The 22,811-nt window shown below is 64.2% G+C and carries 17 protein-coding genes; 8 read left to right on the top strand and 9 right to left on the bottom strand.

What is annotated here, in order from left to right; all coding sequences use genetic code 11:
* Window positions 1-121: 121 nt before the first annotated feature.
* The 3 genes from CBW50_RS13830 to CBW50_RS13820 form a co-directional block, all read right to left on the bottom strand.
* A complete protein-coding gene (locus CBW50_RS13830) occupies window positions 122-838 on the bottom strand; it encodes a TIGR00266 family protein (RefSeq protein ID WP_086146097.1) in 717 nt (238 codons plus the stop codon).
* Window positions 839-970: 132 nt separating this feature from the next.
* Window positions 971-1,546 (bottom strand): TerD family protein, encoded by a 576-nt coding sequence (locus tag CBW50_RS13825; RefSeq protein WP_086146096.1) that lies wholly within the window; start codon window positions 1,544-1,546, stop codon window positions 971-973.
* Between the two features lie 101 nt (window positions 1,547-1,647).
* On the bottom strand, window positions 1,648-2,730 hold the full coding sequence (locus CBW50_RS13820; RefSeq protein WP_086146095.1) for a DUF475 domain-containing protein: 1,083 nt from the start codon (window positions 2,728-2,730) through the stop codon (window positions 1,648-1,650).
* Window positions 2,731-2,961: 231 nt separating this feature from the next.
* On the opposite strand from CBW50_RS13820, the gene CBW50_RS13815 reads away from it, so the two are divergent.
* From CBW50_RS13815 to CBW50_RS13790, 6 genes are all read left to right on the top strand, one after another.
* Window positions 2,962-3,387, top strand: coding sequence for a divergent PAP2 family protein (locus tag CBW50_RS13815; RefSeq protein ID WP_086146094.1), 426 nt, complete (start codon window positions 2,962-2,964; stop codon window positions 3,385-3,387).
* A gap of 238 nt (window positions 3,388-3,625) precedes the next feature.
* Window positions 3,626-4,804, top strand: a complete 1,179-nt coding sequence (locus CBW50_RS13810) for an efflux RND transporter periplasmic adaptor subunit (protein WP_086146093.1) — start codon at window positions 3,626-3,628, stop codon at window positions 4,802-4,804.
* A gap of 3 nt (window positions 4,805-4,807) precedes the next feature.
* Window positions 4,808-8,029, top strand: coding sequence for an efflux RND transporter permease subunit (locus tag CBW50_RS13805; RefSeq protein WP_086146092.1), 3,222 nt, complete (start codon window positions 4,808-4,810; stop codon window positions 8,027-8,029).
* A 171-nt stretch (window positions 8,030-8,200) separates the two neighbouring features.
* Window positions 8,201-9,706: an efflux transporter outer membrane subunit gene (locus CBW50_RS13800; protein WP_086146091.1), complete on the top strand. Its 1,506-nt coding sequence runs from the start codon at window positions 8,201-8,203 to the stop codon at window positions 9,704-9,706.
* A gap of 104 nt (window positions 9,707-9,810) precedes the next feature.
* Entirely contained in the window at window positions 9,811-10,959 is a 1,149-nt protein-coding gene (locus CBW50_RS13795; RefSeq protein WP_086146090.1) for an efflux RND transporter periplasmic adaptor subunit, read from the top strand.
* A 14-nt stretch (window positions 10,960-10,973) separates the two neighbouring features.
* On the top strand, window positions 10,974-14,033 hold the full coding sequence (locus CBW50_RS13790) for an efflux RND transporter permease subunit (RefSeq protein WP_086146089.1): 3,060 nt from the start codon (window positions 10,974-10,976) through the stop codon (window positions 14,031-14,033).
* 159 nt (window positions 14,034-14,192) lie between these two features.
* Here CBW50_RS13790 and CBW50_RS29360 read toward each other — a convergent pair whose 3' ends face one another.
* From CBW50_RS29360 to CBW50_RS13760, 6 genes are all read right to left on the bottom strand, one after another.
* Window positions 14,193-14,546 (bottom strand): hypothetical protein, encoded by a 354-nt coding sequence (locus CBW50_RS29360; protein WP_086146088.1) that lies wholly within the window; start codon window positions 14,544-14,546, stop codon window positions 14,193-14,195.
* Between the two features lie 258 nt (window positions 14,547-14,804).
* Window positions 14,805-15,740, bottom strand: a complete 936-nt coding sequence (locus tag CBW50_RS13780) for an S-adenosyl-l-methionine hydroxide adenosyltransferase family protein (protein ID WP_086146087.1) — start codon at window positions 15,738-15,740, stop codon at window positions 14,805-14,807.
* A 17-nt stretch (window positions 15,741-15,757) separates the two neighbouring features.
* On the bottom strand, window positions 15,758-18,271 hold the full coding sequence (locus tag CBW50_RS13775; protein WP_253251940.1) for a TonB-dependent siderophore receptor: 2,514 nt from the start codon (window positions 18,269-18,271) through the stop codon (window positions 15,758-15,760).
* Window positions 18,272-18,431: 160 nt separating this feature from the next.
* Entirely contained in the window at window positions 18,432-19,331 is a 900-nt protein-coding gene (locus tag CBW50_RS13770; RefSeq protein WP_226936193.1) for an NAD(P)H-hydrate dehydratase, read from the bottom strand.
* Between the two features lie 16 nt (window positions 19,332-19,347).
* Entirely contained in the window at window positions 19,348-20,112 is a 765-nt protein-coding gene (locus CBW50_RS13765) for a histidine phosphatase family protein (protein ID WP_086146086.1), read from the bottom strand.
* 239 nt (window positions 20,113-20,351) lie between these two features.
* Complete coding sequence (locus tag CBW50_RS13760) at window positions 20,352-21,752, bottom strand: L-cystine transporter (RefSeq protein WP_086146085.1); 1,401 nt, start codon at window positions 21,750-21,752, stop codon at window positions 20,352-20,354.
* A 263-nt stretch (window positions 21,753-22,015) separates the two neighbouring features.
* Between CBW50_RS13760 and CBW50_RS13755 the strand changes: the two genes are divergently transcribed.
* Both CBW50_RS13755 and CBW50_RS13750 read left to right on the top strand, forming a co-directional pair.
* The gene (locus CBW50_RS13755; protein ID WP_086146084.1) at window positions 22,016-22,393 is read left to right on the top strand and encodes a nuclear transport factor 2 family protein; all 378 of its coding nucleotides are present in this window, start codon (window positions 22,016-22,018) and stop codon (window positions 22,391-22,393) included.
* A 13-nt stretch (window positions 22,394-22,406) separates the two neighbouring features.
* Window positions 22,407-22,796, top strand: coding sequence for a hypothetical protein (locus tag CBW50_RS13750; protein WP_086146083.1), 390 nt, complete (start codon window positions 22,407-22,409; stop codon window positions 22,794-22,796).
* Window positions 22,797-22,811: the final 15 nt, after the last annotated feature.

Below are 22,811 nucleotides of genomic sequence, written 5' to 3'. Positions count from 1 at the left end.
AGCGCCTGACAAAACCGTCGCGAGCGGAAGGGAGAGGTGGCCGAGAAGCGGAACCGTACTCTGGTACGGTGAGCATCGCAGGCCGCCTATGCCGACGCGCAGTAGGTTTGGTCAGGTGCCCCTAGCCGGCTTTGCCGCTGGCTGTCCATTTGAGGAAGGCGTCGCGGTTGCGCGAGCAGATGAAGACCTTGCCCGAGCCGGAAAAGCGCAGCACGATGCCTTCGCCGCTGGTCACGCTGTTGACGATATTGCCGAGGAAGCCGCCGATGCCGCCGCCGCTGGCACCGCCGCCCGTGGTCACGGAAATCTCGTATTTCAGGCTGTTGTCCCAGCAGACCACGTGGGAATTGTCGATCACGACGTCCTTGCCCGGCTCGACGTCGAGCTGGAACATGGAGCCGAAGCCCGACACCACCACTTGCCCAGTGCCGGCCGTCTCCATGACGAAGAAGCCGCCCGACTGCGCGAACAGCGCGTTGCCGATGCTTTGCGTGCGCACTTTCATTTCCGTGCCCGAGGTGGCGGCGACAAAGGCGCCGTCATTGAGCAGGTACTGGCGCGCGCCCACGTCGACCACTTCGATGGCGCCCGGCAGGGTGGGCGAGAGCAGGCAGTCGCCGCCGCCGCGCACCGCTTCGATATGCTGCTGGAAGAACGATTCGCCGTTGGCGAAGCGGCGCATGATGGCGCTGCCCAGGCCGCCCGTCATCTTGCCCTTCAAATCGAGCGCCGTTTCCATCATCACCATCGCATCGGATTCGCAATAGATGGTTTCGCCCTGCTTCATGCTGACGTGGAGGAAGGGATCGACGTCGCCCGTGACACTAAATACTGGCATGATTAATCTCCAAAAAAAAGCCGCCTGAACTGTGCAGGCGGCAGCAATGATATGACAAAAGTGCAATTCACCTCAGAAAACCGTCGCGCGCACGCTCGATGCGCGGCGCAGCAGGTTTAACGAGCGTGAATTTTAGGCGTTCACGCCGAACGAGCGGGCCAGAGGGCCCAGGCCGCCGTTGAAGCCCTGGCCGATAGCCTTGAACTTCCATTCGCCGTTGTAGCGGTAGATTTCGCCAAAGATCATCGCCGTTTCCGTCGAGCTGTCTTCGGACAGGTCGTAGCGGGCGATTTCTTTTTCGCCTTCCGCGTTCAGGCAGCGGATGAAGGCTTTCGAGACCATGCCGAAGTTCTGGCGGCGCGCGTCGGCGTCATGGATGGTGACGGTGATGCTGATGCGGTCGATGTCGTTTGGCACGCGGGTCAGGTCGATTTCGATGCGCTCATCGTCGCCTTCGCCTTCGCCGGTCGTGTTGTCGCCCGTGTGCACGACGGAGCCGTCGGTCGACTTCAGGTTGTTGTAGAAGATGAAGTCAGAGTCGCCGCGGACTTTGCCGTCGCTTTTCAGGAGGAACGCGCTACCGTCAAGGTCGAAGGTGGCGCCGTCCGTCGAACGAGGATCCCAGCCGAGGCCGACGATGATCTTCTTCAGGTTCGGTGCTTCCTTGCTCAGGTTGACGTTGCCGCCTTTTTGCAAACTGATTGCCATGTGGTGCTCCTTAAAAAATTAAACTCGATCATGCCTTCATGGGATGAGCGCGTAAGGCGCTCGTGCCATCACTCTCTCAAATGGGGACGATCGCCCCGATTTCAAGCTTGTGCCGCGTGCCGTTTGCGATAACGCAAGGACGACCACAGCGAGACCAGGATGAAGGCCACGCCCGACAGGCCCGTGAACCACTCCGGAATATGGTACTTGACGGACGCCAGCATGATCAAGGCCAGGATGCCGATCGCATAATGGGCGCCGTGCTCGAGGTAGACGAATTCGTCCAGCGTGCCCTTGTGCACCAGGTACACCGTCATCGAGCGCACGAACATGGCGCCGATGGCCAGGCCCAGCATGATGATGACCACGTCGTTGGTGATGGCAAACGCCCCGATCACGCCGTCAAAGCTGAACGAGGCGTCCAGCACTTCCAGGTACAGGAAGCCGCCGATGCTGCCGCGCGCCACCGTTTTTACCAGCTCGCCATTGCCGTTTTTGGCTGGCGCGGCGCCTTCCTCCTCGTCATCCTGCAAGTCCGGCTCGCCTTCTTCCAGCAAGCCGCTGATCCAGTTCACGCCGATGTAGACGGCGATGCCGACGATGCCCGAGGCCAGCACGCTGTATTTGGCTTCCGCAGGACCCATGGCCACGCAGGCGGCCACGGCGCCCATGGTGATCAGCACGGCCAGGCTTTCGGTGCCCAGCGCGTTGACTTTTTCCTCGGCCCAGCCCAGCCAGTGCAATTCCTTCTCGTCGTCGAACAGGAAGTTCAGGAACACCAGCAGCAAAAAGGCGCCGCCGAAGGCCGCCACCTGCGCGTGGTTGTCCGTCAGGTGTTTCGCATACACGTCGGGCGTGGTGGTGGCCATGGTCCACACGTCCACCAGGCCCAGGCCCGTGGCGACGGAAACGATGACCAGCGGAAACAGCAGCCGCATGCCGAAGACGGCCACAAGAATACCGACCGTGAGGAACAGTTTTTGCCAGAATTCATTCCAGTGGCGCAAGACCGAGGCGTTGACCACGGCATTGTCGAACGACAGCGACACTTCCATGACGCCCAGCACGCCCGTGATCCACAGCGCGTTGATCAGGCCGGGCATGCCGCCGTGGCTGTAACCCCACCAGCCGGACACCGCCATGAGAAGGAAGCTAACTAAGAAAGAAATTCTGAAATGCCGCATGAATACCCCGTTGTGTGAAAGACGTTTGATGCGCAGCGCCGCGCGGTGCGCCACTGCTGGTGTTGATATACGTCAATTGTTGTATATGCCATGATTTTATATTAGTTGCCGCCGGGGGCGGCGTTTTGCAGGACGCGGATGGACAGTTTTGCTGGCGCGGGCGATCTGCGATAATTGCGGCGCGCCTGTCTCTCCAGACACACTCTCTACCTATAAAAGAAGGAATACCCCGTGGATATCGCTTACCTCGTCACGCCCCTGATCACCTGGATCCTGGTCGGACCGATCAAATTCCTGATCAACAGCGCCCGCACCCGGCAGTGGGCCTTCGGCCTGGTCGGCAACGGCGGCTTTCCCAGCAACCATAGCGCCGTCGTTTCCAGCATGGCCACCCTGATCGCCCTGCGCGAAGGCATAGGCCATCCCGCCTTCGGCGTGGCCGTGACCCTGGCCTTCATCGTCATCATCGACGCCAACAGCCTGCGCCAGCACGTGGGCAAGCAGGCGGCGGCCATCAACCGCCTGGCCGGGGAAGCGGCCAGCGCCGCGCACAAGACCTTGCGCGAGCGCATGGGCCATACCCTGGTGGAAATCGCCGGCGGCCTGTGCACGGGCGTGGCGATCGGTTTCCTCGTCAATTACGTCTTCGCCCGCTAAGCACTCGTTTCCTCCCGTGCAAACCCCGCCTGAAGGCGGGGTTTTGCGTTTCAGGGCGCAAAAACTACGTTTCATCCATTGATTAAAGCATTACAGGAAACGGCCGATTGACATGGCCGGACACGCTCATGGATACTTTGGCGCTTGTGGTTTTAATAAAAATAAATGCCCGCTATCGTTTGCCGCCCTATCCGGGCGGACGGACCGATAGCGGTCCTATCTATCCGGAGAATTACCCATGTTGCGCAAAACCCTGTTTGTTCTGGCAATCGCTTCTGCCCTGGCCGCCTGCGGCAAAGAGTCCAAAGATCCTGGCAAGGGCGCTGGCAAAGGGGGCAAGGACGAGAAGGCCGCCGCCGCCGTCAATCTGCTCGTGTCCCCGGAAGACATGCTGACCATACAGAGCAATGCGCTGGCGTCCGGTCCCGTGATTACCGGTTCGGTGCAGCCCGAGCGCAACGCGGACTTGCGCGCCGAAGTGTCGGCCGTCGTGATCCAGGTCATGAAGGAAAATGGCGAAGTCGTCAAGCGGGGCGACGTGCTGGTGCGCCTGGACGAAACGGCCATCCGCGACAGCCTCAATTCGGCCGAGGAAGCCAGCCGCGCCGCGGGCCAGGTGCTGGAGCAGTCCGAACGCATGTTCCAGCGCATGAAAACCCTGCGCGCCTCGGGCATGACGTCGACGCAGGCGCTGGAAGACGCGGAAATCCGCCGCAACAATGCGCAAAGCGATCTGTCCGCCGCGAAGAGCCGCGCCGTGCTGGCGCGCCAGCAGCTGCAGCGCACGCTCGTGCGCGCGCCGTTCGACGGCATCGTGAGCGAGCGCAAGGTATCGAATGGCGATACGGCGCAAATCGGCAAGGAATTGATCAAGGTCATCGATCCGACCAGCATGCGCCTGGAAGGCCTGGTGTCGGCCGACAAGATCGGCGTCGTCAAGGTGGGCCAGCCCGTGTTGTTCCGCATCAATGGTTATCCGGGACAGGATTTCGCGGGCAAGGTGCGCCGCGTCGATCCGGCCGCCAACGCCGTCACGCGCCAGGTGGCCGTGCTCGTCGATTTCAACGACAAGCAGCAGCCGCGCGTGGCCGGCCTGTACGCGGAAGGGCGCATCGAGACGGAAACCGTCAGCGCCCTGATGATACCCGACTCGGCCCTCGTGAAGGCGGGCGACGTCACGTACACGTGGAAAGTCAAGGACAAGGCCTTGCATAAAACCAATTTGCGCATCGGCGCGCGCGACGTGCGCACGGGCCAGTGGGAAGTACAAAGCGGCCTGGCCAGCGGCGACACCGTGCTGCGCACGCCCGGTTCGACCTTCAAGGATGGCCAGAAAGTGGAGCTGACGGCGGCCAAGGCCCTGCCGGCGGCCGCCATGGCCAGCAGCAGCACCGCCGTTGCCGGTAAAGGAAACTAAGCCATGTTCCTTTCCGATTTCAGTATCAAGCGGCCTACGGCCACCATCGTCCTGATCCTGGCGATGATGTGCGTCGGCTTGCTGGCGCTCAAGAAACTGCGCGTCAACCAGAACCCGGACGTCGAAGTGCCGTTCATCGTCGTCAGCATTCCTTACCCAGGCGCCTCGCCCGATACGGTCGAGCGCGAAGTGGTCAACCGCCTGGAAAAGTCGCTGCAAAGCATTTCCGGCGTGACCGAAGTCAACAGCGATTCGAACGAAGGTGCGGCCAGCATCTTCCTGAAGTTCACCTTCAATACCAATCTGATCGAAGCGTCCGACAATATCCGCAATGCCATTGCCGCCGTGCGCTACAAGTTGCCGACGGAAATGCGTGAGCCCATCCTGCAGCGCATCGACCCGGCTGCCGAACCGATCATGCAGCTGGCCCTGTCGTCGAACTCGCAAAGCCATGCGGAAATTTCCCGCCTGGCCGAAGACGTGCTGTCGGACCGCTTCCGCACCGTCGACGGCGTGGCGCTGGTCAACGTGGGTGGCTCGCTCAAGCGCGAACTGTCCGTGCTGTTGCGCGCGGAAAAGTTGCGTGAATACAATGTTTCCGTCAGCGATGTCGTCACCGCGCTGCGCAACCAGAACACCAACGCCCCTGTCGGCAAGGTGCGCGGCACCCTGGACGAGAAAAGCATCCGCCTCGTGGGCCGCATCGAGTCGCCAAGCGACTTCGAGAAAGTAGTGATCAAGCGCCGCGGCGAGGAAATCGTGCGCCTGGCGCAAGTGGCGACCATCGAGGATGGCTTTGCCGAGGTCAACAGCCTGAGCATGCGCAGCGGCAAGCCCAACGTGGGCATGTCGATTACCCGCGTGCGCGACGCGTCCACCGTCAGCGTGGCCAACAAGATCCGCGACATGGTGGCGGAAATCAACAAGACCTTGCCGCAAGGCACGATCCTGCAAGTGACGCGCGACGGCGGCGAAAACGCCCAGCATAGCCTGAACAACGTGATCGAATCGCTGGTGCTGGGCGCCGTGCTGACGATTTTCGTCGTCTACGCCTTCCTGAACTCGTGGCGTTCGACCCTGATCACGGCGCTGAGCCTGCCAACGTCCGTGATTGCCGCCTTCATCGCCGTGTGGCTGTGCGGCTTTACCCTGAACTTCATGACCCTGCTGGGCCTGTCGCTGGCCATCGGCGTGCTGATCGATGACGCCATCGTGGTGCGTGAAAACATCGTGCGCCACATGCAAATGGGCAAGGACCGCCGCACGGCCGCGCTGGAAGGCACGGCCGAGATCGGCATGGCCGTGGCCGCCACGACCTTCTCCATCATCGCCGTCTTCATTCCCGTGGCCTTCATGCCGGGGATCTCGGGCGAGTGGTTCCGTCCGTTTGCCCTGACGGTGACGTGCTCGGTGCTCGTCAGCCTCGGCATCTCGTTTACGCTCGACCCCATGCTGTCGGCCTACTGGGGCGACCCGGTCGAGGAACACGCGGCGCCGAAAAAGGGCATCGGCCGCGTGCTGGAGAAATTCAACCACTGGTTCGACCACCAGGCCGACCGCTACGGCCGCGTGATCGCCTGGGCCCTGCATCACCGCCGCTGGATGGCCGTCATCGCCTTCGGCAGCCTGGTGGGCGCCATCGTCCTGCATTCCACGCATGGCGGCACAAGTTTCTTGCCGGCATCTGATTCCGGCAATCTGATGATCAATGTGCGCACGCCGTCGTCGAGCAGCATCGAGTACTCGCGCCTGAAGCTGGAAGCGGCGGCCGTGCTGGCGCGGTCTTTGCCTGAAACCAAGGATACCAACAGTTCCATCAATGCGGGCGGCGGCCGCGTGTATGTCGACATCGGCAAGCGCAACACGCGCAAGCGTTCGGCCAAGGAAATCGCCGTCGAGCTGCGCGAGAAGATGTCGCGCCTGGTGGGCGCCGAATACGTGGTGCAGGACGATTTGAGCAACGGTTCGCAAAAGCCGATTCAGGTGGAATTCACGGGCCCGGATTCGCGCAAGCTGATGGAAATCACGAATGCCTACATGGACAAGCTGCGCGCCATACCCGGCGCCGTCGACGTGGGCCTGTCGGAGCAGGACCCGAAGAACGAGCTGCAGATCGAGCTCAACCGCGGCCTGGCCAACTCGATGGGCATTTCCGTCAATGACGCGGCGCAATCGCTGCGCGTGGCGTTTGCCGGCGTGGAAGTGGGCGACTGGGTCGATCCGACGGGCGAAACGCGCGACGTGGCCGTGCGCCTGCATCCCGACGACCGCGTGGCATCGGAAAACATCGAGCGCCTGCCGATCAGCGTGACGGGCACCTCGCAAATGGTGCCGCTGGACCAGATCGCCACCATTACCATGGGCAAGGGCCCGTCCGGTATCGAGCACAAGAATGGCAAGCGCACGATCACCGTGTCGGCCAATGCGCAGGGCCGCTCGAACGGCGAAGTGACGAGCGACGCCATGAAACTGGCCAACTCCATCGACTTCCCGCCCGGCTACGGTCTGGCGCTGGGCGGCGCCGGCCAGGACCAGCAGGAGCTGTTCACGGAAATGCTGATCGCGCTGGTGATGGGTATTGGCCTCATGTATTTGATCCTCGTCATGCAGTTCGGTTCCTTCACGGCGCCGGTGGCCGTGATGATGTCCCTGCCGCTCAGTTTGATCGGCGTGGTGGTGGCGCTGGTGATCACCAACAACACCCTCAACCTGATGAGCTTTATCGGCATCATCATGCTCATGGGCCTGGTCGCCAAGAACGCCATCCTGCTGCTGGACGCGGCGCGCAAGCGCGAAGAAGAGGGCCATGGCCGCGAAGACGCGCTGATGTATGCGGGCCGCATGCGTCTGCGCCCCATCCTGATGACCACGTTCGCGCTGATCGCCGGCATGTTCCCCGTGGCGCTGGGCTTGGGCGAGGGTGGCGAGTTCTACCGTCCATTGGCGATCGCCATCATCGGCGGCACCATCACCTCGACGATTCTGACCCTGCTGGTGGTGCCGACCTTCTATGACAGCATCGAGATCGCCCGCGATGGCGCCGTGGCCAAGTTCCACCGCCGCGCCGCGCGCATGCCCGTGGCCGTGGCCCTGATATTGACCTTGCTCGAGTGCGTGCTGACCCTGCTGCTGGTGCGCTTCGTCTACCGCATGCTGAAGAAGGCCGTGCTGTTCCTGATGGGCCGCCGCGCGCCGAAAGCGGCGTCCGTCAGCCTGCAAAAGTAATTCAAGCCGGCCTCAACTGCGCAATCCTTGTGCCAGGTCAAAGAGCCTTCTTCGGAAGGCTCTTTTTACGTCTGGTGCTCTACAATCGTAGAACGGATGGGCAGATTCGCCGGTCCGTATGGGGATATTTTTCAACGGCGATGTGGCACGGCAACGTATCGGACCAGCACCATGTTTTCCAGCATCCGGCAGCCCATACTCGGCATCCTCACGGCATGCCTGCTGGCCGCTTGCGCCGTCGGGCCGGACTTCCAGCGTCCCGCCGCTCCCGGCGGTGGCGAGCGCTACACGCCGGCGCCCTTGCCGGCGCAAACGGCGGCGGCGCCTGGTCCCGCCGGCCAGGCGCAGCGCTTTGTGGCCGGCCAGGATATCCCCGCGCAATGGTGGTCGCTGTTCCAGTCGCCGGCGCTGGACCAGCTGGTGCGCGGCGCCCTCGCGCGCAATCCCGGCCTGGCGTCGGCCCAGGCGGCCCTGCGCCAGGCCGATGAAAACTACCGCGCCCTGTCCGGCAGCCTGCTGTATCCGGACCTGCGCGCCCGGCTGGGCGCCAGCCGCGAGAAGAACAGCAGCCTGGAGGGCGTGGGCGGCGTCCTCAATTTGTATAACGCCTCGGTGAACGTGTCGTATGCGCTGGATGTGTTCGGCGGCAACAAGCGCCAGCTGGAAGGCTTGCAAGCCCTGGTTGACTATAGACAATACCAACTGGAAGCGACGTACCTGGCCCTGACGGCCAATCTGGTGACGACGGCCATCCGCGTGGCGTCCTTGCGCGCCCAGCTGCAGGCCACCAGCGAGATACTCGGGGCGCAGCAGAAGCAGCTGGACCTGATCGAACAGCAATTCCAGTTTGGCGCCATCGCCCGTGCCACGGTACTGCTGCAGCGCAATACGGTGGCGCAGACGCGCGCCGGCGTGCCGCCGCTGGAAAAAGCCCTGGCCCTGGCCCGTCACCAGCTGTCCGTGTATGCGGGCCGGCTGCCCAGCGAACCCGGCATGCCTGAATTCGACCTGGCGTCGCTGCATTTGCCGCAGGACTTGCCCGTCTCCCTGCCGTCGGCCCTGGTGCGCCAGCGCCCCGACATCCGCGCCAGCGAGGCGCTGCTGCAGCAGGCCAGCGCGCAGATCGGCGTCGCCACGGCAGCCATGTACCCCCAGTTCACCCTGACGGGCAATGTCGGCGCGCTGGCCACCAGCATTCCCGCGTTGCTGCACGGCGGCTCCTCCGTGTGGGGCGTGGCGGCCGGGCTGGCCCAGCCCATTTTCAATGGCGGCGCGCTGCGCGCCGGGCGGCGTGCCGCCATCGCCGCCTACGAGGGCGCGGCCGCCGATTACCGCGCCACCGTGCTGGGCGCTTTCCAGAATGTGGCCGACAGCCTGCGCGCCCTCGAGACCGACGCTGCCGCCTTGCAGCAGCAGGCCGAGGTGGAGGCGCTGGCCGGCGAATCGCTGGCGCTGAGTACGCAGCAATTCAAGCTGGGCGCCATCAGCTACCTGAGCCTGCTGGACGCCCAGCGCACCTACCAGCAGGCCAGGGTGGGCCTGGTGCAGGCGCAGGCGGCCCGCCATGCCGATAGCGCCGCGCTGTTCCAGGCGCTGGGCGGCGGCTGGTGGAACCGCCCCGCGCTGCCGGCCGTTTCCACGGCAACGACTTTGCCGGTGGCGGCAAGCAGGGACTGAGGGGCTTGCAACATATGGCCTTGCAACAATATGGCCTTGCAACACGGGGCCTTGCAACACGGCACGCGCAATGGCAGCGGGACGCAATGACAAGGAGCGCATCCATGACGAAACGCACGAAACGCATGCTCATCATGCTGGGGGCGGTGGCGCTGTTGATTGCCCTGCTGGCGCTGGGATTTTTCCTGCACATCCGCCAGCTCATGGCCAGCTCGCCCAAGCCCGCGCCGCAGACGGTGTCGGCGACCATCATCCGCAAGGTCGACTGGCAGCCGCATCTGTCCTCCGTGGGCACCCTGGTGGCCGTGCGTGGCGTCGACGTGACGAGCGAAATCGCCGGACTCGTCAGGACGATCAACTTCAAGTCCGGCCAGGAGGTGAGGGCAGGGCAGGTGCTGCTGCAGCTGAACGCCGACGCCGACCTGGCGCAGCTGCGCGCCCTGGAGGCGGCCGCCGAACTGGCCGCGTCCGTGCTGGCGCGCGACCGCCAGCAATTTGCCGTGCAGGCGATCAGCCAGGCGCAGATCGACAACGACGCGGCCGACCTGAAAAGCAAGCAGGCACTGGCGGCCCAGCAGGCGGCGCTGGTGGCAAAGAAAACCATCCGCGCACCGTTCGCGGGCAAACTCGGCATCACCACCGTCAATCCGGGTCAGTATCTGAATCCCGGCGACAAGATCGTCACCTTGCAAACCATCGATCCCATCTACGTGGACTTTTATATTCCGCAAAAGCAGCTGGGCGGCCTGCAGGTGGGCCAGGTACTGAACCTGACCAGCGATGCGCATGCGAATACGGCGTTTGCGGGCAAGGTCAGCGCCATCAGTTCCAAGGTCGACCCCGCCACGCGCAATGTGCAGGTGGAAGCCACGGTGGCCAATCCGCAGCGGCAGTTGCTGCCGGGCATGTTTGCCAATGTCCATGTGGAAGTGGGGGGCAAGCAGCCGTACCTGACCTTGCCGCAGACGGCTATCACCTATAACCCTTACGGTTCCACCGTCTTCGTCGTGCATCCGGCGCCGCCGCCCAAGGCCGGCGCGCCGCCGCCGAAGGCGGGCGAGCTGGTGGTGCAGCAGGTGTTCGTGACGACGGGCGAGACGCGGGGCGACCAGGTGGCCGTGCTGACGGGGCTCACCGAGGGACAGCAGGTCGTCACCAGCGGGCAGATCAAGCTCAAGAACGGCAGCCCCGTGGTGATCAGCAACGTCGTCGAGCCGCGCAACAATCCGCAGCCCACGCCGCAGGAACATTGAGTCGAGGCGCCGCCATGAACTTCACCGATCTCTTTATCCGCCGGCCCGTGCTGGCCATGGTGGTGAGCCTGCTGCTGGTGGTGCTGGGCTTGCGCTCGCTGTTCAGCCTGCCCATCAACCAGTATCCGAAGACGCAGAACGCCGTCGTGACGATCTCCACCACGTATTACGGCGCCGACGCGCAGACGGTGGCCGGCTTCATCACGCAGCCGCTGGAATCGGCCATCGCCCAGGCGCAGGGCATCGATTACCTGTCCTCGTCCAGCAGCAGCGGCGTGTCGACCATCACGGCCACCTTGCGCCTCAATTACGACGCGAACCGGGCTTTGACGCAAATCAATACCCAGGTCAGTTCCGTGAAGAACCAGTTGCCCGCCCAGGCGCAGACGCCCGTGCTGACGGTGCAGATGGGGCAGACGACGGACGCCATGTACCTGGGTTTTTACAGCAAGACCTTGCCGACGAATAATGTGACGGATTACCTGAGCCGCGTCGTCAAGCCCAAGCTGGACGCCGTCGCCGGCGTGCAGACGGCGGAATTGCTGGGCGCGCGCCTGTTCGCCCTGCGCGCCTGGCTGGACGCGGACAAGATGGCCGCGTTCGGCGTGACGGCGGCCGAGGTCAGCAGCGCCCTGGGCAACAACAATTACCTGGCCGCGCTGGGGGCCAGCAAGGGCCAGATGGTGACCGTTCCCCTGACGGCCGGCACGGACCTGCACTCGGTCGAGGAATTCAGGAAGCTCGTCGTCAAGCGCAGCGGCGACTCCATCGTGCGGCTGGAAGACCTGGCCACCGTCGTGCTGGGTTCTGAAAACTATGATTTCAACGTCGCCTTCAGCGGCGTGCGCTCCGTCTTCATCGGCATCAAGGTGGCGCCGGAAGCCAATATCCTCGACGTGGCCGAGCGCGTGCGCGCCAGCTTTCCCGATATCCAGTCCCAGCTGCCGGCCGGGCTGACGGGGGAAATCGTGTACGACTCGACTTTCTTCATCAATACGTCCATCAAGGAGGTCATCAAGACCCTGGTCGAGGCGCTGCTGATCGTCACCATTGTCATTTATCTGTTCCTGGGCAGCCTGCGGGCCGTGATCGTGCCCGTGATCGCCATGCCGCTGTCCCTGATCGGCACGTTTACGGCCATGCTGGCGCTCGGCTATTCCATCAATCTGCTGACCCTGCTTGCCATCGTGCTGGCCATCGGCCTGGTGGTCGACGATGCCATCATCGTGGTGGAAAACGTGGACCGCCACATGAAGCAGGGCCAGTCGCCGCTGGAAGCGAGCCTGCTGGCGGCGCGCGAGCTGGGCAGCCCCATCCTGGCGATGACGGTGGTGCTCGTCGCCGTGTACGTGCCCATCGGCTTCCAGAGCGGCCTGACGGGGGCGCTGTTCACGGAATTCGCCTTCACCCTGGCCGGGGCCGTGGCCGTGTCGGGCATCGTGGCCCTGACCCTGTCGCCCATGATGTGTTCACGCTTTTTCCGCCCGGAACAGGACAGCGGCCGCTTCGTGCAAGCCATCGACCGCGTCTTCGGCAAGGTGCACGACAGCTACCGGCGCCTGCTGCGCGCACTGCTCGATACCTGGGTGGTGCTCATCGTCATGGCGGCGCTATTGATGGTGGTGCTGGGCCTGATGTTCAGGATGTCGCAGTCCGAGCTGGCGCCCGAGGAAGACCAGGGCGTCGTGCTGTCGCAGGTGGTGGGCGACCCGACGGCCACCTCGGACCAGATGCAGGTGTATGCCGAGCAAATCTACCAGGTGGCCAAGGCCATGCCTGAATACAGCCAGATGTTTCAAATTACGGGCGTGCCGACGGTCAACTCGGGTTTTGGCGGCATGCTGATGACGCCGTGGGGCGAGCGCGCGCGCAGCGCCCAAGAGGTGCAGCAGGACTTGCAGGCGGGCTGGAACCGGATCGCCGGCGCCCGCGTGGCCGCCTTCCAGTTTCCCGCCTTGCCCGGCTCCTCGGGCTTGCCCGTGCAATTCGTCATCGCCACCACGGAACCGTTTGAAAACCTCGACGCCATCGCGCAGCAGGTGCTCGAGAAGGCGCGCGCGTCGGGCAAGTTTTATTTCATCGACACGGACTTGAAGATTGATAAACCGCAAGCCACCGTCGTGATCGACCGCGACAGCGTGGCCGCGCTGGGCATGACGCAGCAGGATGTGGGGCAGGCGCTGGGCGCGGCCCTGGGCGGCAACTACGTCAATTATTTTTCCATCGCCGGGCGTTCCTACAAGGTGATCCCGCAGGTGCTGCAGGTGGACCGCCTGAATCCGTCGGCCGTGCTGGACTTTCATATCAAGACGCCTGACGGCGCGATGATACCGGCCAGTACCGTCGCGCATATCCAGTACGACGTCGTGCCCGAGTCGATCAACCGCTTCCAGCAACTCAATTCCGTGACGCTTTCCGGCGTGTCCGGCGCCTCGCAGGGCGAGGTGCTGGCCTTCATGCGCGAGACGCTGGCCCAGCTGGCGCCCAGCGGCTACACGGCCGACTATGCGGGCCAGTCGCGCCAGTTCGTGCAGGAATCGGGCGGCTTCATCGTCACCATGCTGTTTGCCGTGGTGATCGTCTTTCTGGCGCTGGCGGCGCAGTTCGAGAGCTTCCGCGACCCCGTCGTGATCCTCGTTTCCGTGCCGCTTGCCCTGTTTGGCGCCACCATGTTCATCTTCCTCGGCTTTGCCTCGATCAACATCTACACGGAGGTGGGCCTGGTGACCCTGATGGGCCTGATCAGCAAGCATGGCATCCTGATCGTGCAAGTGGCCAACCAGCTGCAAAAGACGGGCAAGAGCAAGCGCGAGGCCGTGGAAGAGGCCGCCGCCGTGCGCCTGCGTCCCATCCTGATGACGACGGCGGCCATGGTGTTTGGCGTGCTGCCGCTGGTGATCGCCTCGGGCGCGGGCGCGGCCGGGCGCCACGCGATGGGGCTGGTGATTTTCACGGGCCTGTCCATCGGCACCCTGTTTACCCTGTTCGTGGTGCCGGCCATGTATCTGTTCCTGGCCGCCGACCACCAGGCGCTGGGCGCCCGGGCCGCGGCGAAGGCGGCGCCGGCCCATTGACGCGCTGTGGCAGGAAGAACTGTCGCGCTGCGCAAAGAGCCTTCGTCGGAAGGCTCCTTGCATGTATCCCTCTGTATTCTGCCGCCGGTGTGTGGCGCCGGCTGTCCGGCCCGTCGCCGGGGCGGCGCGGGCGCGGCTGAGTGCAGCCGGGTACGGCTGCTAGCTGCTGCGTGGCGGCGGCGTGGTGGTCCCGGACCCGGTCCCGGTCCCGGTCCCGGTTCCCGGCGTGGTGCCGGGCGGGGTCGCCGGCGGCGTCGTCGTGCCGTCGGGGTTGGCGGTGGTGCCCGGTGCAACGGATGGGGTGGCGGGCGTGGTGGCATCCGGCGTGGTGGTGCCGCTGGTGCCCGAGGTGCCGCTGCCGCCCGTGCCGGGCGTGGTGGTGGGCGCCGTGTTGGGCGTGGCTGCCGGCGCCGTGGTGGTGGACTCATTGTGCTTGTTGCAGCCGCCCAGCAACGCGCACACGATGGCGGTGCCGAGGACAAGCTTGCTGGTGCTAGGGAGTGGGGCCGTCATGATTGTTCCTTTCTCGTTGGAAAGCTTTCGTGGGTGAGCATCGCTTGCCAGGCAGGCTGCCACGGCGCGGGCAGGCTGTCTTAGCAAGGCTGGCATCGCTTGCAAAAATTAGAGTAGGCAGGCGCGCGCAGGTTCACGGGATTTACAAATCAGCAGCCATCGGCGGGGAGAGAGACGATCTGCTTTGACATGGCGCAAGCGCGCCACGTGAACGGGAGGGGAGGCGCCAGGACAGGACGTCCCGGCCGCCGGCCATGCTTATTTCGACGACGAAACCTTGCTCACTTCCACTTCCCAGTCCACGCCCGATGCGACGTGGTGCTTGGCGGCAAAATCGCCCTGGCTGATGGCCACGGCCACGTCGAGCAGGCTGTTCAGGTAGACCAGGGGCTTGCCCTTGGCGACGCCGCCAAACGTGTGCTCGAACGGCGCCGTGACCTTGGCCACTTGCTTGCCCTTGTGCAAGATGCGCACCTGCAGCGGATCGTGCAGTTTCACCTGCAATTCGTCGAGCAGGGATTTCGGGATATTCGTCCAGACATTGCCATATTTGACGTCCAGCACGGGCACGATGCCGCGGATGGTATTGCCGTCGCGCACAGGTTTTTGATAGGCGATCTTGACCACGGATGCGCTGGGCAATGTCGGTCCCACCTGTTCATAGCTGATGGCGCCCGAGGCCAGGCGCGCACCGACATACGCGTACACGTCGCGGCCATGGAAGGTGTAGGACTCGCCGGAGCCCGCCAGGCGGTTGACGTTTTCATCGATTTCGCGCAGTTCGGCCACGCCGTCGCGCTCGGCGATCAGGGTGAACAAGCCGTTGTCCGGCCCCACGAAATAGCGGCCACCCTGGGTTTTCAGCACCACCGACTTGCGGCTGGTACCCACGCCCGGATCGATGACGGAGACGAACACCGTGCCTTGCGGCCAGTAGTTGGCCGTCTGGTACAGGCGGTAGGCGCCCAGCCAGATGTCGTAGTCGGGAATCTGGTGCGTCAGGTCCGAGATGGTGAGCTGGGGATCGACGCCATAGGCGACGCCATGCATGGCGGACACGGCGCCGTCGGCCGTGCCGAAGTCCGTCATCAGCACCAGCGGCGCGGCAGCCTGGGCGGCGGACAACAGGAGGGCGCTCAGGCAGGCGCCGGCGACGAGATGGGATACGTGGTGGGAAATCCGGTTGATGATCATATGCTCTTTCCGTGACGTTAGAAGGTGTAGTTGAGTTTGGCGTAAAAATACGCGCCATTGACGCCGATGGGGTTGATGAAATTGTAGGGCAGGGCGCCGCCATACGTGGCGTTGTTCGTCTGGCGCACGCGCTGCGGATAGCGGTCGAGGATATTGTTGCCGCCCACGCTCACCGTCACTTGCTTGCTCAATTTCAATTGGCCTTCCAGGTCCAGCGACCAGACGGCGCCGAAGCGCTGGGCGGGGATGCCGTCGATCAGCGGCGCATCGCTGTCGTAGGAAAAATCTTTCAGCTCGCCAAAGCGCGTGGCGCGCGCCTGCACGCCCCAGCCGGCCGCCTGCCAGTCGGCGCCGAGTATCAATTTGCTGTTGGGTGATGCATGTTTGATGCGGAACAAACCCGTCTCCGTCAACAGGCTCAAACTGGGATCGATGGCGGCCAGCGCGGCGGAACTCTGGCGCACCTTGTCGAGCGTCGTCTTGTTCAGGTTGAGGGCCGCGTTCAGGTTCAGTTTGCCTGACGCGAATGCCAGGTCGTGGTTCAGCACCACGTCCAGACCTTTGGTGCGCGTGTCGAGCAAATTGGCCAGGTAGGCCACGGACTGGATGTCGCTGCGGCCATTCGCGGCCAGGTAGGCCGTGACGGCATCGCTTTGCAAGTCGCTCGAGCGCGTGATGCGGTCGCGGATGCGGATCACGTAGGCGTCCACCGTCAGGCTGGTGGCGGGGGCCGGTTTCCAGGCCAGGCCCAGCGAGACGTTGGCCGATTTTTCCGGCTTCAGCTGTTGCGCGCCGAAGCTGCGCGCCAGCGCGTCGCTGGCCGGCAGCAGGGCCGCCGTTTGCAGGGCCGTGCCATCGGCGTTGAAGTTCAAGGTGGCGAAGCGGAAACCCGTCTGCACGAGGGCCGGCGCGCGGAAGCTGTTCGACAGCGAGCCGCGCACAAGAAAATTGTCCGTCACTTTATAGCGCGTGGACAGCTTGCCCGTGCTGGCGCTGCCGAAGTCGCTGTAATGGGAATAGCGGGCGGCGGCGCCCACCAGCAGGCGCGGCGTGAGCTCGCTTTCCACGTCCGCATACACGGAGCGGATCTGCCGGCTGCCGTCGTAGGCGTCCGATGGGCGCAGGCCAGGTCCCGCCTGGGCCCCCGGTGGCGCGTCCGTGAAGCTGCCGGCCGCATACGAGGCGGGGTCGCCGGCCGCGCTTTGGTAGGTTTCGCGCATCCATTCGGCGCCCACGGCCACGCTCAACGCTGACGGCAGGCCGATGTCGAGGCTGCGCGTGGCATCGATGTTCAGGGCGTCCTGGCGGAAGTCGAAGCCGGCCAGGTGGAAACTGGTGGGGCTGGCCGCGCCCAGCGAGGCGTTGACGGAGTGACTGACGCCGTAGTCAAAACGGTCGCTGCCGTGGCGTGCGCTGGCGTCCCAGTTCCACTCGCCCGCGCTGCCGCGCACGCCGGCCACGATGCTGAGGTCGCGCTTGTCGCCGTTGGTGACGGGGCGGTAGCCGTGCGGATACAGGGACGTCACGTTCGATGGGTCGCCCGGATAGCGGAAGTAGGCGCTGCCGTCGGATGCGCGCTCGTTGAGGGTGGCAAACGAGTACAGGTCGAGGCCGTTGGCCAGGGTGAGCTGGGTGTTGTAGAACAAATAGTTATTGCGCTGGCGCGAGTCGCCCGACTTGAACAGCACCTTGCCGTCGAGTGCCTGGTCGGCCGGCGTGAAGTTGTAGGACGTCCAGCCCGCGTCGCTGGGACCGGCCCGTTCCGTGGGCGAGCGGCGCCGCGTTTCCGCGCTGAAGCGGAAGAATCCCGCCTCGCCCAGCGGCACGCCATAGTCGGCGTTGACGATGACGGTCTGGCCATCCGTCAGGGTTTGATCGGTGGGATCGAAATGCGTGTGGTTGGCGCCATAGCTGACGGCGGCGGCGCCGCCCGTGCGGGCCTTTTTCAGCACGATGTTGATCACGCCCGCCACGGCATCGCTGCCGTACTGGGCGCCCGCGCCGTCGCGCAGGATTTCGATGTGGTCGATGGCGTTCGGCGCAATGGCGTTGATGTCGACCGGCACGGTGCCGGCAAAGCTGCTTTCCGTGTCGAGCACGGCGCTCGTGTGGCGGCGCTTGCCGTTGATCAGCACCAGCACCTGGTCGGGCGCCAGGCCCCGCAACTGGATGCCGCGCACGGAGTCCGACGCGCCGCTCGACTCGATGCGGGGGAAGTTGATCGAGGGCGACAGGTTTTGCAGGGCCGCGCCCACGTCGCCCGTCGACAGCGCATTGCTCACTTCGCGGGCGCCGAAGCGGTCGATGGGCACGCTGCTGTCGAAGACGGTGCGGTTGCGCGCGCGCGAACCGACGACGGTGACCTGGTCGATGCTGGCGCCGGCCGTTTCAGTGGCGCCGCCGGTGCTGGCGCTAGCTTGCGCATCCTGGGCCCAGGCGGAAGGCGCGCCCAGCATGGCGCAGGCCAGCACGATGGCGCGCAGCGGCGTGGCGGGAAGGGAATGGGGGGCGTATGAATGGCGCAGGTGCACGGCGGTATCCTTTAAGCTTGTTCATCTGAAAACAATGGGATGAGCTTAAGGGAGGTTGTTGCCTGGGCGAACGATTCTTTATGGATATGCTTATGGCTGTTGTTTCCATGCCGCGCCGCTCAGGGTGGCAGCGCTCAGGGCGCCAGCTCAGGGCGCCAGCTCATGGCGCCAGATTACGCAGCAGGGCCGGAATCTCGGCCGGGATTTCGCGCGCCAGGTAGCCGAGGATGCCGAAGCGCAGGGCCAGCTGCTCGCCCGCCAGCGCATGCAGGGCAATGCCCCAGGCGCAGGCCTGCTCCAATGGCGCGCCGCGCGCGGCCAGGCCCGTGATGATGCCGGCCAGCGTGTCGCCGGAACCGGAGATGGCCAGGCCGATATTGCCGCCTGCGTGTGCCCCATGCGTCCAGCTTGTGCCATCGGGCATGGCGATGACGGTCAGTGCGCCTTTCAGGGCGACGATGGCATGCCAGCGCCGCGCCGCTTCCACGGCGCAGCCATGCGGGTCGGCCAGCACGGCGTCCTTGTTCAAGCCCATCAACTGGGCCAGCTCGCCCGCATGCGGCGTCAGCAGCACGGGCTGCTTAAAATTGAACTGCGAGCCCTGCTGCGCCGGCTGGCGCACGACTTGCATGGCGCGGGCGTCGAGAATCAGCCGGCTGTCGGCAAACAGGGGCAGCAGGTGGCGCATCAGTTCGCAGCAGGCGGTCGTGTCGCACATGCCTGGCCCGACGAGCACGGCATCGACCTTGCCCGCCAGCGGCGCCAGCTGGTGGCGCGCCTCGTGGCGGAAGCCGCCCTGCGCCGTTTCATCGAGGCCGATGACCCGCGCCTCGGGCATGGCGATGGCCACTTGCGCCGCCACTGACGCGCCCGTCGCCAGGGTCAGCTTGCCCGCGCCCGCGCGCATCGCCGCCGTGGCCGCCAGCACAATGGCGCCCGGCATTTCCGCCGAGCCGGCGACGATCAGCAGATGGCCGCGCACTTCCTTGTCGCCATCGGGGGCGGGCATGGGCAGGGGCCAGGAGCGCAGCAGGGAAGGGGTGATGGCAGTGGCGTCCAAGCATACCTCCGAAGGATCAGGATTTCGGCGCGGCCGGCATGTCGGGCTGGGCCGTGACGGGCGTGCCGGCCGCTTCCAGCGGCGCGACGAAGTTGCACAGGTCCAGCTGCAGCTTGCCGTGCCTGCCCAGGGCGGGATTGAAGGCATACGAGGTGATGCCGCAATTGGGGACGTCGGCCGCCTTGTCGATGGCCAGGATGGCGTGTTCGTCGCAGCGTTCCAGCAGGTAGCGGAAGCAATTGACGATGACCTGGTGGCCGACGATCAGCACCCGTTCGCCCCGGTATTCGCGCGTGATGGTGTCGAGCACGCTGCGCAGGCGCAGGATGACGTCGCACCAGCTTTCGCCGCCCGGCGGGCGAAAGTAAAATTTACCGACGTGCTGGCGCTGTTCGTACAGCTCCTGGTATTTGCTGGCGATGCCGTGCACGGTCAGGCGGTCGAGGATGCCGAATTCCTTTTCGCGCAGGCGCTCGTCGGCCGCCACGGAGTTCAAGCTGTCGGCACCGATGCGCGCCAGCACGGCTTGCGCCGTCTGCTGCGCCCGCACATACGGCGAATACAGCACGACGGTCGGTTGTTGTTCAGGGGGGAGGGTGGCGAACCAGTCGCCGAGCGCTTGCGCCTGGCGCGCGCCAAGCTCGGAGAGGGGGACGTCGACGTCGCGCTCGGCGATGGCGATCAATAACTGTTTTTCCGCTTCGGCGGCATCGCGCGCCACGTTGCCGGCACTTTGGCCGTGACGCACGATCCAGATTTGCTGCGGCCATTTCTGTTCCATCGCCTTGCGCCTTCCTCCGTATTGACTGCGATTCAATATAGACGAAAGCGGCAAGGCGCGGCGCGCCGCTGGTGTGGCTGGACGCGCTTAAGAACGCTTAACAAAACCGTAGCGAGCGGAAGCGAGGCTCGGCGCCCCCGTTGGCTTGAGAAGCGGAACTGTGCGAAGGTACGGGGGCGCCGAGCCAGTGAGCATCGGAAACCGCAACCCGCGACGCGCAGTAGGTTTGGTTATGCGTTCTAGGCGGCGTGTTCCGCCTCATCCAGGTCCGGCGCGTCGTCGCTGTTGTAGACGGCCAGGTCGGTTTCGCCCATGACGCGGCTGGTGACGGTGCCGGCCGTGATCGAGCCGCTTACGTTGAGGGCCGTGCGGCCCATGTCGATCAGCGGTTCGACGGAGATCAGCAAGCCGGCCAGCGCCACGGGCAGGTCCATTGCCGACAGCACGATCAGCGCGGCAAACGTGGCGCCGCCGCCCACGCCGGCCACGCCGACGGAACCGATGGTGATGATGGCCAGCAGCGGCAGCAGGAAGCTGATGGTGAACGGATCGACGCCGACGGTGGGTGCGATCATGACGGCGAGCATGGCCGGATAGATGCCGGCGCAGCCATTCTGGCCGATGGTCGAACCGAACGAGGCGGCGAAGTTGGCGATGCCTTCCGGCGTGCCCAGGCGCTGGGTTTGCGTCTGCACGCTCATCGGGATCGAGCCGGCGCTGGTGCGCGAGGTGAACGCGAAGGCCAGCACGGGGAAGACTTTCTTGACGAAGCGCAAAGGGTTCAGGCCCACGCCGGCGATGATGGCCAGATGCACGAGGAACATCAATATCAGCGCGCTGTAGGAGGCGACGACGAAGTTGATCAGTTTCAAGATGTCCGTGTAGCTCGACGACGCCACCACTTCAAACATCAGCGCAAACACGCCGTAGGGCGTCAGGCGCAGCACCAGGGTGACCATGCGCATGACGACGGCGTGCGCCACTTTCATGAAGTGCTCGAAGGAGGCAAAGATTTCCGGCTTTTTCGCCGCGATGCCCGTGGCCGAAATGCCGATGAAGATCGAGAACACCACCACGGCGATGGTCGAGGTCTTGCGCGCGCCCGTCATGTCGAGGAAGGGGTTGGTCGGCACGAAGCTGACCAGCAGTTTTGGCAGCGACAGGGCTTTTGCCGTTTCCAGCGAGCCTTGCAGCTGCACGCCGCGCGCCACTTCGGCCGCGCTCGATGTGAGGCCGACGGCCGTCAGACCGAACAGCTTGGCCATCAAAATGCCCAGCGCGGCGGCGATCGTGGTGGTAATGAGCAGGGTGCCGATGGTCAGCGCGCTGATCTTGCCCAGGGAACTCGCATCCTTGAGCTTTAAAATGGCGGAAATGATGGACACCATGATCAGCGGCATGATGATCATCTGCAGCAGTTTGACGTAGCCGCTGCCGACGATGTCGATATATTCATTGGTGCCGGCGATGATGGGCGAGCCAGCGCCGTACAGCCACTGCACGGCCGCGCCCAGCAGCACGCCCAGGCCCAGGCCCGTGAAGACGCGCACGGTGAACGTCGCGTGCTTGCGTTGCTGGTGGAACATGAAGGCGAAGACGAGCAACGCAACGAGCAGGTTCAGAATGATATTAATTGCCATGTAGGGGCCTTATCTTGGTTTTATTCGAGACTGCAGGGGGTAAATGCAACTTTGCCACAGTGAATATTTGCGACAGCCCGGTGCGGAAGGGCAAGCACTGTACAGTACTATGGTGGCGTTTTGCGCAATACCGCTGCGAATATTACGCTATATGAATATGCTCCACAGGCATAAGTCTTTCGGCCGATTGCGAAAAAGACGATTTCATGCCAGCATGTTTTGCCTGTTTGTTAACGTTGTTATAATTATTTTCAAGGAAAAAGATGAATGCTTTAACGGAAGTGCAGGTACTCGATGCCGAGGAGCGCTTGCGCCTGGCCATGATGGCCTCGGACGTGGCCGCGCTGAATGGCTTGCTGGCCGATGAATTGCTGTTTACCAATCATCTGGGTCATTTGCTGAGCAAGCATGCGGACCTGGCCGCGCACGAGCAGCGCCTGCTGACCATCACGGACTTGCGTGCCTCCGAGCGCCATGTGCGCATCAACGGCAACGTGGCCGTGGTCTCCGTGCGCATGCAGCTGACGGGCAGTTATCACGACGTGGAAACGCATGGCGACTTCCGTTTTACGCGCGTCTGGGCGCAGGACGCGGCCGGCGCGCTGCAAGTGATCGCCGCCCATTCCGGCGTCGTGGCTTGAGGAGCATCAATTAGTGGATCATCGTTCCAAAGGGCAGCTGTTTGAAGCTGTCATCGCCGCCGGCCCCGCCACGCTGGCCGTCACGGCCGGCTATCCCGTGCTGCTGTACAACCTGGTGCGCACCTGGTCTGACGCCCCCGGCGCCAACGCGCTGGCCGCGCTGCTGCTGACGGGCGGCCTGTGGGCCTTGCTGGAATTCTGGCGCATCGCGCTGGCGACAGTGGCGCGCAAGGCCTATGCATTCAACTGGCGCTTCTGGCTGGCCATCGCCGGTTTTCTCGCCTGCTTCGTGCGTTTCGTGCCGGACATGCCGGCCGGACTGATGTTACTGCTGATGGTGTTGCCGGCACTGGCGTGGACGCATTTCATCTTGTTGCAGATCAAGCGCCCAGGCAGGACTTGATTGCAGGAAGTGTCG

The organism is Janthinobacterium sp. GW458P, assembly GCF_002127585.1.
Classification (GTDB): Bacteria; Pseudomonadota; Gammaproteobacteria; order Burkholderiales; family Burkholderiaceae_D; genus Janthinobacterium.
The sequence above is the reverse complement of the archived record's forward strand: the minus strand, read 5'-3'. Positions and strand labels throughout refer to the sequence as shown.

Excerpts from the sequence above, each read along its gene's own strand:
- CBW50_RS13830 (WP_086146097.1), bottom strand. The coding sequence starts at position 838 with ATGCCAGTATTTAGTGTCACGGGCGACGTCGATCCCTTCCTCCACGTC.
- CBW50_RS13825 (WP_086146096.1), bottom strand. The coding sequence starts at position 1,546 with ATGGCAATCAGTTTGCAAAAAGGCGGCAACGTCAACCTGAGCAAGGAA.
- CBW50_RS13820 (WP_086146095.1), bottom strand. The coding sequence starts at position 2,730 with ATGCGGCATTTCAGAATTTCTTTCTTAGTTAGCTTCCTTCTCATGGCG.
- CBW50_RS13810 (WP_086146093.1), top strand. The coding sequence starts at position 3,626 with ATGTTGCGCAAAACCCTGTTTGTTCTGGCAATCGCTTCTGCCCTGGCC.
- CBW50_RS13805 (WP_086146092.1), top strand. The coding sequence starts at position 4,808 with ATGTTCCTTTCCGATTTCAGTATCAAGCGGCCTACGGCCACCATCGTC.
- CBW50_RS13800 (WP_086146091.1), top strand. The coding sequence starts at position 8,201 with ATGTTTTCCAGCATCCGGCAGCCCATACTCGGCATCCTCACGGCATGC.
- CBW50_RS13795 (WP_086146090.1), top strand. The coding sequence starts at position 9,811 with ATGACGAAACGCACGAAACGCATGCTCATCATGCTGGGGGCGGTGGCG.
- CBW50_RS13790 (WP_086146089.1), top strand. The coding sequence starts at position 10,974 with ATGAACTTCACCGATCTCTTTATCCGCCGGCCCGTGCTGGCCATGGTG.
- CBW50_RS29360 (WP_086146088.1), bottom strand. The coding sequence starts at position 14,546 with ATGACGGCCCCACTCCCTAGCACCAGCAAGCTTGTCCTCGGCACCGCC.
- CBW50_RS13780 (WP_086146087.1), bottom strand. The coding sequence starts at position 15,740 with ATGATCATCAACCGGATTTCCCACCACGTATCCCATCTCGTCGCCGGC.
- CBW50_RS13765 (WP_086146086.1), bottom strand. The coding sequence starts at position 20,112 with ATGGAACAGAAATGGCCGCAGCAAATCTGGATCGTGCGTCACGGCCAA.
- CBW50_RS13760 (WP_086146085.1), bottom strand. The coding sequence starts at position 21,752 with ATGGCAATTAATATCATTCTGAACCTGCTCGTTGCGTTGCTCGTCTTC.
- CBW50_RS13755 (WP_086146084.1), top strand. The coding sequence starts at position 22,016 with ATGAATGCTTTAACGGAAGTGCAGGTACTCGATGCCGAGGAGCGCTTG.